Below are 12,493 nucleotides of genomic sequence, written 5' to 3'. Positions count from 1 at the left end.
CCGCGGCACGCGGTGACCGGGGCTCCGGGTGATCAACCCTTCTTTTCGTCGCCCAACAACTGCAGCAGCTGGGCCGCGGGTACGTAACCGGGGAGCACACTGCCTTTTTCGGTCACGATCATCGGCGTTCCGGACGCGCCCATCGCGGTCCCCAGCGCCATGTGTTTGGTCACCGGGTTGTCGCAGTTCTTCTCCGGCAGGGCCTCCCCCTTCTTGGCCTGTGTCAGCGCCTGGGTTCGGTTGTCGGCGCACCAGACGCTGACGGCCTTGTTGTAGGAATCGGAGCCTTCGCCCGCCCTCGGGTAGAACAGGTAGCGAACTTCGATACCGGCGTCGAGATACTGTTTGATCTCGGAATGGAGCTTGCGGCAGTAACCGCAGTCGATATCGGTGAAAACGTATGCGACATGCTTGGTCTTCTGGGGCTTGAAGACGATCATGTTGGCCGTGCCGACCTTGTTCAACGCGCCCACGCGAGCCTGTGCCAAGCGCGGCTCGGTCAAGTCCTGCCGCGAATTCACGTCCACCAGGGAGCCCTGGATAAGATAGGCGCCGTCTTCCGATACATAAAACAGCTTGGGGCCGTAGAGAACCTCGTAGAGCCCTTTCAACTTGGTGGGCTGTATCGAATCCGGTTCCATACCGGGCAAGGCTCTCTGCAACGCATCGCGTATGGCCTTTTCATCGGCGAGTGCCACGTTCGGGCCTGCAAGAACCACGGCAAAGGCCACTAAAGCAAGCGAGAGAAACTGTTTCATAGAAATTCCGAAAATGGCAGGGTAGGCAGCATGGTGTGAGCGCCGCCGAAACCTAACTCAGCAGACGTTCGAGATCCAAATAGAATGCAAGACTCATCAATGAGATCAGAATGAACAGTCCGACCTGCTGACACAACATGACGGTCTGCTCGGACAATGGGCGACCCTTGACCCACTCGATGGCGTACAACGTCAGGTGGCCACCGTCCAGGATTGGGATCGGCAACAGGTTCAACACGCCCAGACTCACGCTGATCGCTGCGAGGAACTTCAGGAACTGCGCCAGACCCAGCCGTGCCGACGCGCCGGCGTATTGGGCGATGCTGAGTGGCCCGCTTAGGTTCTCCAGCGCCGCCTTGCCGATGAGCATACGGCCGATCATCTTCAGCGTCAGGAAGGAGTAATCCGCGGTCTTCACAGTGGCCGCAACCAGCGCGGGGATGAGATCCAGGCGATAGGTGACCTGCATCTCCTCTTCGATTTCCGCAGGAATCCGCGCCGAGGCGCCGATACGCCCGCTGACGACCCCGCCCGCCGTTTCCACGCGGGCCGGTGTGATCTGCAAGGGTATCTCGTCGGAACCGCGGCGAACGATCAGGTGAATGACGGTTTCGGGACGCGCTCGCACGATCCTGACCCACTCCTGCCACGTTGCGACCGGAACCTCGTCAGCACGGATCACCCGATCGCCGGACTGTAGCCCCGCCGCCTCGGCGCGGCTGCCAGGCTCGACCCTTTCGACGACAGGGTCGAGGTCGGGCTGCCACGGCGTCAAGCCAAGCCGGTCGTAGAGTTGATCCGGAGATCGCGCGACTTCGGCCGGGACACGCAGGCCCAGCTGGCGGGTCTCGCCGGCCGCCGTGCGTACGGTAACGTCGACCTGCTCCGCATCCATGACCTTCTCGACCAACTGCCCCATGGCTTCGCCCCACGTCGGCGTCGGCTCGTCATCGACTGCCAGAATCTCATCGCCACTGACGAAACCGGATTCAGCTGCCAGAGTGCCCGGGGTCACCTCGCCCAAGACGGGCCTCACGCCCGGCTCACCGACCATGAACACGACCCAGTACAGCGCGATCGCCAGCAGAAAGTTCGCCAATGGGCCCGCAATCACAATGGCTGCGCGACTCGCCAGAGGCTGGCGGTTGAAAGCTCGGGGCAAATCCTCAGGTGCTACCGGGCCCTCACGCTCGTCCACCATCCGCACGTAGCCACCCAGCGGCACCGCCGAAACCACGAATTCAGTCGCCTCAGGCCCGTTCTGGCGCCTCCAGATCGCGCGTCCGAAGCCGATCGAAAAGCGCAGAACCTTCACACCCAAGCGTCGCGCAACCCAGAAGTGACCAAATTCGTGTACGGCGATCAGAACCGTCAGCGCAGCGACAAAGGACAGGAGGGTGTGAATCATGGAAGGCATGGCATCAAGCGGTCGAGGCTTTCTCCAGATAAAGGCTGGCGGTGTGACGGGTGGTGCGGTCGGCGTCCAGCACGTCGTCGAGGCTGCCAACGGCCGAGGCCGGGAGCACGTCCAGGCAATGCCGGATCGTCTCGGCAATCGCCGTGAAGCGGATGCGGCCTTCCAGGAAGCTCGCCACCGCCATCTCGTTGGCGGCATTCAGGATGGCAGGGGCAGTTCCGCCGGCCCTGACCGCCTGATAGGCCAGCGGCAGGCAGGGGAAACGCTGCGTATCCAATTCCACGAACTCTAAACGTCCGACCTTGAACAGATCCAAAGGTTCGGCCCCCGATTCCACGCGGTCAGGCCAACCCATCGCGTGAGCGATCGGGATACGCATATCCGGGTTGCCCATCTGAGCCAGCACGGAACCATCGACATAGTCCACCATCGAGTGAATGACGCTCTGAGGATGGACGACGACCGTAACCTCGTCAGGCGAGAGATCGAACAACAGGCAGGCTTCGATCACCTCCAGGCCCTTGTTCATCATCGTCGCCGAATCGACCGAGATCTTGCGGCCCATTACCCAGTTCGGATGCGCCACCGCCTGCTCCGGCGTCATGTGCGCGAGAGTCTCCAGCGGCGCCTTCAGAAATGGCCCACCCGACGCGGTCAGCATGATCTTCCGGACCTCGCGGGCCCGGGTGCCGGCGCGATAACTGGCGGGCATGCACTGAAAGATCGCGTTGTGTTCGCTGTCGATCGGCAACAACTCGGCGCCCGAAAGCCGGATGGCCGCCATGAACAGCGGTCCGGACATCACCAGGGCTTCCTTGTTTGCCAACAGTACACGCTTGCCCTTCTGGGCGGCGGCCAGGGTCGGCAGCAAACCTGCGGCACCGACGATCGCCGCCATCACGGTATCCACCTCCGGCAGGGAGGCGACGTGTTCCAATCCCGATGCGCCCGCCAGGATCTCGACGCCGCGCACGCTCCGGGCTTCCAACTGTTCGCGCAACGGCTGCCGCTGTTCCGGATCGACGACCACCGCATAGGTCGGGCGGTGGGCGGCGCATTGCTCAGCCAGACGCTCGATGTTGCGGTTTGCCGTCAGGGCGACGACACGGAGTTCGTCCGGATGCCGAGCAGCGACATCGAGTGTATTGACGCCGATCGATCCGGTGGAGCCGAGGACGCAAAGCCGTTTCACAGGAAGATCTCCCGCAGATAGGAACCCAGGTAGAAGATCGACACGGCTGCAACCAGACTGTCCACGCGGTCCAGCACCCCGCCATGCCCAGGAAACAGCGCGCCACTGTCCTTGACCCCGCGCTGGCGTTTCAACAAGCTCTCGAAAAGGTCCCCCGCGATCGAAATGATCACCGTCACCAGGGATAGCACCACGAAGTCCGAGATGACAATGGGCTTGAAGTCGAAATAGATCCCCACGCCGGCAGCGTACAGCGCTGAAATCAGCAGCGCTCCATAAACCCCTTCGACGGTCTTGCCGGGGCTGATCTGCGGCACGAGTTTCGTGCGCCCGAACCGCTTCCCCGCGAAATAGGCGGCGGCGTCGGCCAGCCAGATCAACAACACCAGGAACAAGACCTGCTTGACCCCGAAATTGACCCGGAGCCATAGCATCAATATCCAGGCCGTCAGCAGTACGAACCAGCCGATCACCAGCTTCACGGCAGTCGGGTAGCGCCAGGCCAGCAGGCGGTCTGGAGCCATGCGCAGGGCCATGCCGACGACGAACCACCATGCAGCGACAACCCACGGCAGCCAATCAATCGCGTAATTGGCCCAGTATTTGCCGGAGACCTGGCAGGCAATCAGCGCTCCGATAAAAATCAGCCGGGCCGGCACCCCGGCCAGACCCGCCAGACCCGACCATTCCCAGGCCGCGACGGCAAGGACCACACCCCACAAAAAGGCGAACCACAGGGGCGGCAACTGCAAAATGGCCAGGACGATCAACGGCGCCAACACCGCGGCCGTGATCAGGCGGATTTTCAACATGGCAAGGTTTTCCTTATTGCGAGCTAACTGATGTCGCCGTGGCCGGATGACAGGGCTTCGACCTGCTCGCCGGTGTAGCCGAAACGGCGCTGCCGCCGGGCGAAGTCAGCAAAGGCCTGATCGAGCAACTGCTCGTCGAAGTCCGGCCACAGGGTGGCAGTGAAGAACAATTCCGTATAGGCGAGTTGCCACAGCATGAAATTGCTGATGCGCTGGTCGCCCCCGGTACGGATGAAAAGGTCCGGTTCGGGGAGATCCGCCAGCGAAACGTGACGGGAGAGCAAGTCCTCGGTCAGATCCTCCGCGCGCAGGGAACCTGCCGCTATCTGTGCCGCCAAGGTACGCATCGCGTTCAGGATGTCCCAACGTCCGCCGTAATTGGCGGCGACGATCAGGCTCATGCCGGAATTACCCGCCGTCAGCGCCTCGGACGCAGCAATCTTTTCCTGCAACTGTGGCGAAAAGGCGCTGCGGTCGCCGATGATCCGCAACCGCACACGGTTCTCGTGCAGCTTCTCGGTTTCGCGTCCTAACGTGGACAGAAACAGGTCCATCAAGACCGAGACCTCTTCCTGCGGGCGGCGCCAGTTTTCGCTGCTGAACGCGAACAGCGTCAGCGCCTCGACCCCCTTCTCGACGCAATGCTCCACCACCTTCCGCACGGCGGTCACGCCAGCGCGATGGCCGGCGGTACGCGGCAGATACCGTTGTTGCGCCCAGCGCCCGTTGCCATCCATGATGATGGCCACGTGCCGGGGCATTCGGCGATCTGGAAACGCTCTTGGTTCGGCTTCCATCAGGGCGGCTGTTGTAGAAACTACCAAAACTTCACTCTCAACCCGGGCAATCGTGAACTCGGGCGAGTGCCGAGAATTCGCTGGATGTGCGCCGGCACCTACGACAGGGCTTGTGCCGGCCGACGGATGCGCGCTTGCGCCCGCGTCAGATAGCCATCAAGTCGGCTTCTTTCTCGTCCAACAAGATGTCGATTTCCTTGATCGACTGATCGGTCAGTTTCTGAATCTGCTCCTCGACGCGGCGCTCCTGATCTTCTGATATCTGCTTTTCCTTGAGTGCCGCCTTGATTTCGGCGTTCGCATCGCGACGAATGTTTCTGATTGCTACTTTGCCGCCCTCGCCTTCGTGGCGAACGACCTTGATCAGTTCCTTGCGGCGCTGTTCGGTCAGTGGCGGCATCGGCACCCGAATGACGAGACCCGTCGTTGCCGGATTCAGACCCAGATCGGAAGCACGAATGGCTTTGTCGACCGCCTGCACCATGGTCTTCTCCCAGGGGGTCACGGTCAGGGTGCGCGAATCCTCGATCGCCACATTGGCCACCTGACTGATCGGAACCTCGCTACCGTAGTAGTCGACCTTCACATGTTCCAGCAAGCTGGGATGGGCCCGACCGGTGCGAATCTTTGCGAGTTCATGCTTCAGGGACTCGATGCTCTTCTGCATCCGCTCCCGTGTGCGTTTCGCGATATCCTCGACCATATACCTTAAGCCTCCGGATTCCCGTTCTGAAGCAGCGTACCGATGTCCTCGCCCTGAACCAGCCGCATGATCGCTCCAGCCTCGAAGATGTTCATCACGCGCAACTGCATCGCATGGTCTCGGCACAGCACCAGGGCCGTCGCATCCATGACGTCCAGACGCTGGTCGAGCGCCTGGTCGAAGGTCATACGTGAATAGAACCTTGCATTCGGGTCCTTCTTCGGATCCGCGGAATAGACCCCGTCGACCTTGGTCGCCTTGATCAGAAGATCGGCATCGACTTCGATCGCACGCAAACTTGCTGCCGAGTCGGTTGTGAAGAAAGGATTTCCGGTGCCCGCGGCGAAGATCACGGCGCGCCCCTTCTCCAGATGGCGCACGGCTCGGCGCCGTATGTAGTCCTCACAGACCTGATTGATCTTCAGGGCCGACATCACGCGCGTCGGGCGACCCACCTGCTCGAGGGCATCCTGCATCGCCAACGCGTTGATTACCGTCGCCAGCATGCCCATGTGGTCGCTGGTCACACGATCCAGGCCTTCCGCTGCCTTCGTGGCGCCGCGAACGATGTTGCCACCGCCTATGACCAAGCCAACCTGGACCCCGATCTTGCAGATCTCATCGATCTCGACCGCCAGACGCTGGAGCACGCTGGCGTCAATGCCCGAGGACTGGCTGCCCATCAGGGCCTCGCCGCTGAGTTTAAGCAAAATCCGTCGGTATACCGGGGGGTTGCTCATCAATGCCTCACAGTGTTCGCGGCCATGTGACCCGTCGACCGGCTCGAAAACGCCGGCGACATCCAATAATCATCGGGACTGCGCGCCGTCAGCTCAGCTGCCGCGCACCTGTGCCATCACCTCTTCGGCGAAGTTCGATTCGACCTTTTCGATGCCCTCGCCCACTTCGAAGCGAACGAAGCGCATGACCTCGCTGCCCTTTGCCTTGAGCAATTGAGCGACGGTCTGCTCGGGATCCTTGACGAAGGGCTGCCCGAGCAGCGTGACTTCTCCGAGGAATTTCTTGATCCGGCCGTCGACCATCTTTTCCACGATGTTGGCCGGCTTACCGCTGGCTTCGGCCTGTGCGGCAAAAATCTCGCGCTCCTTGGCGATCACGTCGGCCGGAACGCCGGTGTCGTCAACGCATACCGGCTTACTGGCAGCTACGTGCATCGCCACGTCTTTGCCGACGGTGGCATCGCCGGTGAACTCCACCAGGACACCGATGCGGCTGCCATGGCGGTAGGCAGCAACGAGACCGTTAGCGGAGTCGAAGCGCGCAAAACGACGTACCGAGATGTTCTCGCCGATCTTCGCGATCAACTCGCGACGCACCTGCTCGACCGTTGCTTGGCCGCCGGCCAAGGTCTGTTCGGCCAAGGCCTCCGGAGAGGCTGCGTCGGAGGCCAGCACGGTCCGGGCCACGGCGTCGCAGAAGGCGAGGAAGTCCTCACCCTTGCCCACGAAATCGGTTTCACAGTTCACTTCGACGATAGCCGCGCGATGGGCGTCGTCGGATACCTGAATCGAGATCGTACCTTCAGCTGCGGTGCGCCCGGATTTCTTGTCCGCCTTGGCCAGACCGGCCTTGCGCATCAACTCCACCGCCGCTTCCAAATCACCCTGCGTCTCGGCCAGGGCTTTCTTGCATTCCATCATTCCGGAACCGGTTCGTTCACGCAGCTCCTTCACCATGGTCGCGGTAATCGTCATCAATCAAAACCTCTGTTTAAAAGCTGGACGCGCAGGCCCGCGCATCAAAAAAAAGCCCCCGTCTGGAGGCCTGTGGCAGGAGCGCCGCCGACTCGGAGAATCGCTAACGGCGCTCGCGGGCTGGTCTATCAGAGCATTTCACTGCCGGCGTAGTCGGCTTCGGCTACTACTGTGTCCGTGCCCGTGGAGTCCATCTCGATGAACTCGTCTTCGGCGCCGGCGGCCATGTCCAGTCCGCTTGCCTTGCCTTGCAGGATCGCCGTCGCAGCACTCTGCGCGTAGAGCAGCACGGCGCGAATGGAATCATCGTTACCGGGAATCACGTAATCGATACCGACCGGGCTGTTATTGGTGTCGACGATGCCGACGACCGGGATCCCGAGTTTCTTGGCCTCCGAAACGGCATTCTTCTCGTAGCCGACGTCCATGATGAACATCACGTCGGGGAGGCGATCCATGTCGCGGATCCCGCCGAGGTTGCTCTCGAGCTTCTCGAGCTCGCGCATCATGCCGAGACCTTCCTTCTTGTTGAAGCGCGACAGGCGGCCATCGTCGCGGATGGCGGAGAGTTCCTTCATTCGGGCGATCGACTGCTTGATCGTCTTGAAGTTCGTCAGCATGCCGCCCAGCCAGCGCGAGTTGACATAGGGCATACCGCAACGGCGCGCCTCGTCTTCGATCACCTTGCGGGTCGTGCGCTTCGTGCCGACAAATAGAATCTTCCCGCGATTGGCGGAGACCTGTTCCAGATACCGCATCGCCTCGTTGAAAAGGGGCAGCGTCTGTTCGAGGTTGATGATGTGGATGTTGCTGCGCGCTCCAAAAATGAAGGGCGCCATCCGCGGATTCCAGTAACGCGTCTGATGGCCGAAATGCACACCGGCTTCCAACATCTGACGCATCGTCACATTCGACATTAATTTCTCCAAAGATAAAGGGCCAACCGGTCGCGTGCCTCGCGGCAGACGATCAGCCGGCATTCGGGTTACGCCTCCACGATCCCCAAGCGGCCACCGGAGCGTGCTCCGGCACCCAGCCACCCGTGACGGACCGTGTGTGTTGCTTATTAAAGTCGCGCTTTATACCATACCTGCAGGGACCCGACAACGCTGCACCCCTGCCCTCCCCCTGATCCGTTGCCAAGCATGACCATCTCCATCAAGTCCCCAGAGGAAATCGAAAAGATGCGCGTCGCCTGCCGGCAGGCCGCGGAAGTCCTGGAAATGATTGGCGACAATGTCCGTCCCGGGGTCAGTACCGATGAACTGGATCGCATCTGCCACGAGTACATCGTGGGCAAGCTCCGCGCCATACCTGCGCCGCTGAACTACCGCGGCTTTCCCAAGTCCATTTGCACTTCGGTCAACCACCAGGTGTGTCATGGCATACCGGGCCCGAAGAAGCTGAAGTCCGGCGACATCGTCAACATCGACATCACGGTCATCAAGGACGGCTACCACGGGGACACCAGCAAGATGTTCTTCATCGGTGAGCCGACGACCCGCGCGCGCCGCCTGGTCGCAGTCACCCAGGAAGCAATGTACCGCGGCATCGATACGGTCCGCCCCGGAGCGCTACTCCGCGACATCGGCAAGGCAATCCAGGAGCATGCGGAAGCCCATGGCTACTCCGTTGTACGCGAGTTTTGCGGACACGGCATCGGGCGTGAATTCCATGAGGATCCACAAGTCCTGCACTATTATGAGGCCGGAGCGACACTGGAGCTGAAACCGGGCATGGTTTTTACCATCGAACCCATGATCAATCAGGGCAAACGCCACGTGAAGATCCTGCCGGATGGCTGGACTGCAGTGACCAAGGATCACAGCCTGTCGGCGCAGTGGGAACATACGGTTCTGGTGACGGAAACCGGGTACGAGATCCTGACCCTTCGCCAAGAGGAAATGTCCAACTATGGCCATCCCCAGGCCGTTGGCGCCTGAAGCGGCGTTCGTCGAGGCGCCTCTCGACATCCGGGCCTATCGCGCCCGCATCGAACAATTCGAGTCCGGTCTCGTTGCGCGTTTTCACAGCGGCGATCTCGTCGGCGATCTCCTGCGAGCCCGAGCGGCGTTCATCGACGCGCTGCTGATCGAACTCTGGCAGCACTTCCTCGGTGCTCACGCCTACCGCCTGGCCCTGGTCGCGGGCGGCGGTTACGGCCGCGGCGAACTGAGCCTGCGCTCCGACATCGATCTGATCGTGCTTCTCGACTGCGCGACGCACACACCCGGCGTCGAATGTCTCCATCATGTCATTTACCAGAGCGACCTGGGGAGTTTCAGCAACTTCCTCTGGGACATAGGGCTGAAGCCCGGACTTTCGGTGCGGACCCTCGACGAGTGCATCGATCAGGCGGGCAAGGATCAGGCCGACATCACCAACCTGATGGAATCGCGCCTGCTCTACGGCAACGCCGACCTGTATGCGGCACTGTGGACGCAGATCGGCCCCGACCGCGTCTGGGCCTCCCGACACTACTTCGAAGCCAAACTGGCCGAGCAACGCGGACGTTACGCCAAGTTTCACGACACCGCATACAACCTCGAGCCGAACGTCAAGGAAGGCCCCGGCGGCTTGCGCGACATACAGATGATCGGCTGGATCATCAAGCGACACTACAATTCCCAGAATCTCCGCGATCTGATCGTCCATGGCTGGCTGACGGAAAACGAGTACACCGAACTGGTCACCTCGCAGGAATTTCTGTGGCGTGTTCGCTTCGGATTGCATGCACTGACCGGTAAGTGCGAGGATCGGCTGCTATTCGATCATCAGAAGGATCTGGCCAATCAGCTCGGTTACGAGGGGAACGACGTCAACGAACGTGTCGAGCGGTTCATGCAGGATTATTTCCGGACCGTCATGGGCATCGAGCGGCTCAACGAGATGCTGCTGCAACTATTCAAGGAAGCGGTACTGCACGGCGCCGAAGACTTCCTTATCCTACCGATCAATCGGTATTTTCAGGCCGTCAACAACTACATCGAAGCCGTCCATCCGGACATCTTCAACGAAGAGCCGCTGGCGCTGCTGCAGATCTTCCTCGTCCTTCAGCAGAACAGCGCACTGCACGGGGTGAGGGCCTCCAGCATCCGGCTCATCCGGCAAAACCTGCATCTGATCGACGAGGGTTTCAGGAACGATCCACGCGCCTGTGCCCTCTTCATGAGCATCCTCCGGCAGCCGCGCGGCATTACACATCAGCTGCGCAGGATGAACCGTTATGGCGTCATGGCTGCATACCTGCCGGCTTTCGGGCGGGTAGTCGGTCGGATGCAGTACGATCTGTTCCATGTCTATACGGTCGACGAGCACACCCTGTTCGTCATCCGTAACCTGCGCCGTTTCTCCGTCGAGAAGTTCCGACCCGATCATCCGCTGTGCAACGAAATCTTCGAACTGATCGACAAGCCCGAGCTGCTCTACATCGCTGGCCTGATGCACGATATCGCCAAGGGCAGCGGGCATGATCATTCGGTGGCCGGCGAGAACATCGCCGAGGATTTCTGCAGACGCCACGGCGTTCATCGTCGCGACACGGCGCTGGTCACCTGGCTGGTGCGCAATCACCTGCTGATGTCGCTGACTGCCCAGCGCAAGGACATCAGCGATCCGAAGATCATCCATGAGTTTGCCGAGCAGGTCGAAGATCAGAACCGGCTGAACTATCTGTTTCTGCTGACCGTCGCGGACATCCGCGCCACCAATCCGACGCTCTGGAACAGCTGGCGCGATGCACTGCTGCGAGACCTGTACGCCGCGACGCGCTGGGCCTTGCGGCGAGGCCTCGACAACCCGCTGGAACGCACCGAACAGATCGCCGCAATAAAGACCGAGACGCTCCATCTGCTCGACACGCATGGAATGCCACGCGAAGCCGTCGATCGCATCTGGAACGATCTCGGCGACGAATACTTCATCCGCTACCTGCCGGACGAGATCGCATGGCACACCATCGCCATCGCTTCCTGCAACGACAGCGATCTGCCGCTGGTCCTGCTGCGGCCGATGAGTCAGCGCGGCAGCCCCGAAATCTTCGTCTATGCGCGGAATCAGGACTATATCTTCGCTCACAGCACCGCGGTCCTGGACCAGCTGGGGCTGACGATCTTCGACGCCAAGATCATCACGACGCGCAACGGGTTCGTGCTGAACAGCTACCACGTGCTCGAACAGAGCGAACGCCCGATCCGCGACCAGATGCGGCAAATCGACATCTGCCGGAAGTTGCGAAGCTGCCTGCTAAACCCGGGGGCGGCGCCGCTCAAGGTCGAACGCATGGAACCGCGTCACACCAAGCATTTTCAGGTCCCGACACGCATCGAATTCAAGGAGGCCCCGGAAGGCCGGTACACCATCATCGAACTCGTTGCGACAGACCGTCCCGGCCTCCTGTCCAAGGTCGGGCAAGCCTTCAATCGCTTCGGCATCCGCCTGCACAACGCGAAGATTTCCACCATCGGCAGCTATGCCGAGGACATCTTCTACATCACCGACCTGCACAACCGTCCGTTGCACGCCGCCCAACTCCGGGAGGCGCTGAAAACGGCCATTACCGAAATGGTCGGCAGCAACTGACGCCGATCTTGCCGGACGGAGAGTTCATGCTATTCTGACGCCCCGGGCGCGCAGCCAGCCGAGTCGTATGGCAACTCCCGCCGTTCGACATCCACCGCTGCGGTGAGCCCGGAGCAGACTGCTTTTCGGCAACACCTACGCGGCCCACTTCCCATCCTGCCGCGTGCTCGCGCTGGAGGACTCGTTACCATGGTTGCCTCATCCGCTCAGCTCGAAAACTGGTACCAGGATTCTGCTACCGGCCGCAGCTTCAGAGTCATTGCCGTGGACAAAGCCGCAGACTCGATCGAGATTCAGTATTTCAACGGCGATCTGGGCGAATACGATTTCGCCTCATGGGCCGAATCCGGCTTTTCCCCGATCGAAGCACCGGAAGACTGGAGTGGCCCGTTCGATGATCTCGAACTCGACGACATGGGCTACAGCGACCCCGACAGTCACCGCAACCGCGACTTCAACCTCGACGATCTCCTAGACGCAGAGGACGAGCGCTGATGTTCGCGGGTAGGCAGTTCCCG

12 protein-coding genes are annotated in these 12,493 nt (G+C 61.1%); 3 read left to right on the top strand and 9 right to left on the bottom strand.

Features of this window, described 5'->3' with window-relative positions; genetic code table 11:
* Nucleotides 1-32 precede the first annotated feature (32 nt).
* The 9 genes from ACW73L_RS14720 to rpsB all read right to left on the bottom strand — a co-directional run bounded on the left by ACW73L_RS14720 (nucleotide 33) and on the right by rpsB (nucleotide 8,311).
* Nucleotides 33-758, bottom strand: coding sequence for a DsbC family protein (locus tag ACW73L_RS14720; RefSeq protein WP_498923051.1), 726 nt, complete (start codon nucleotides 756-758; stop codon nucleotides 33-35).
* A 52-nt stretch (nucleotides 759-810) separates the two neighbouring features.
* A complete protein-coding gene (rseP, locus tag ACW73L_RS14715) occupies nucleotides 811-2,175 on the bottom strand; it encodes an RIP metalloprotease RseP (protein WP_498923049.1) in 1,365 nt (454 codons plus the stop codon).
* 4 nt (nucleotides 2,176-2,179) lie between these two features.
* Nucleotides 2,180-3,367, bottom strand: a complete 1,188-nt coding sequence (gene ispC, locus ACW73L_RS14710; RefSeq protein ID WP_498923047.1) for a 1-deoxy-D-xylulose-5-phosphate reductoisomerase — start codon at nucleotides 3,365-3,367, stop codon at nucleotides 2,180-2,182.
* Nucleotides 3,364-4,179, bottom strand: coding sequence for a phosphatidate cytidylyltransferase (locus ACW73L_RS14705; protein WP_498923046.1), 816 nt, complete (start codon nucleotides 4,177-4,179; stop codon nucleotides 3,364-3,366). Before ACW73L_RS14705 ends, ispC begins: the two co-directional genes overlap by 4 nt.
* Before the next feature lie 23 nt (nucleotides 4,180-4,202).
* A complete protein-coding gene (uppS, locus tag ACW73L_RS14700) occupies nucleotides 4,203-4,976 on the bottom strand; it encodes a polyprenyl diphosphate synthase (RefSeq protein WP_498923045.1) in 774 nt (257 codons plus the stop codon).
* A 145-nt stretch (nucleotides 4,977-5,121) separates the two neighbouring features.
* Complete coding sequence (frr, locus tag ACW73L_RS14695; protein WP_498923043.1) at nucleotides 5,122-5,679, bottom strand: ribosome recycling factor; 558 nt, start codon at nucleotides 5,677-5,679, stop codon at nucleotides 5,122-5,124.
* 5 nt (nucleotides 5,680-5,684) lie between these two features.
* Nucleotides 5,685-6,419 (bottom strand): UMP kinase, encoded by a 735-nt coding sequence (pyrH, locus tag ACW73L_RS14690; RefSeq protein ID WP_498923041.1) that lies wholly within the window; start codon nucleotides 6,417-6,419, stop codon nucleotides 5,685-5,687.
* Between the two features lie 93 nt (nucleotides 6,420-6,512).
* Nucleotides 6,513-7,394 carry a translation elongation factor Ts gene (gene tsf / locus ACW73L_RS14685; RefSeq protein ID WP_498923040.1) on the bottom strand — a complete coding sequence of 294 codons (882 nt, stop codon included), beginning with the start codon at nucleotides 7,392-7,394 and terminating at the stop codon, nucleotides 6,513-6,515.
* A 128-nt stretch (nucleotides 7,395-7,522) separates the two neighbouring features.
* Nucleotides 7,523-8,311, bottom strand: coding sequence for a 30S ribosomal protein S2 (rpsB, locus tag ACW73L_RS14680; protein WP_498923039.1), 789 nt, complete (start codon nucleotides 8,309-8,311; stop codon nucleotides 7,523-7,525).
* Nucleotides 8,312-8,539: 228 nt separating this feature from the next.
* Between rpsB and map the strand changes: the two genes are divergently transcribed.
* The 3 genes from map (at nucleotide 8,540) to ACW73L_RS14665 (ending at nucleotide 12,470) form a co-directional block, all read left to right on the top strand.
* Entirely contained in the window at nucleotides 8,540-9,337 is a 798-nt protein-coding gene (gene map / locus ACW73L_RS14675; protein WP_498923038.1) for a type I methionyl aminopeptidase, read from the top strand.
* Nucleotides 9,309-11,975: a [protein-PII] uridylyltransferase gene (gene glnD / locus ACW73L_RS14670; protein WP_498923036.1), complete on the top strand. Its 2,667-nt coding sequence runs from the start codon at nucleotides 9,309-9,311 to the stop codon at nucleotides 11,973-11,975. The genes map and glnD overlap by 29 nt, the downstream gene beginning before the upstream one ends.
* Nucleotides 11,976-12,164: 189 nt before the next feature.
* Nucleotides 12,165-12,470, top strand: coding sequence for a DUF6763 family protein (locus ACW73L_RS14665; RefSeq protein ID WP_129884137.1), 306 nt, complete (start codon nucleotides 12,165-12,167; stop codon nucleotides 12,468-12,470).
* The last annotated feature ends 23 nt before the right edge of the window (nucleotides 12,471-12,493 follow it).

It is taken from the genome of Methylolobus aquaticus (assembly GCF_054172105.1).
This window is presented reverse-complemented; position numbering and strand designations above follow the sequence as displayed.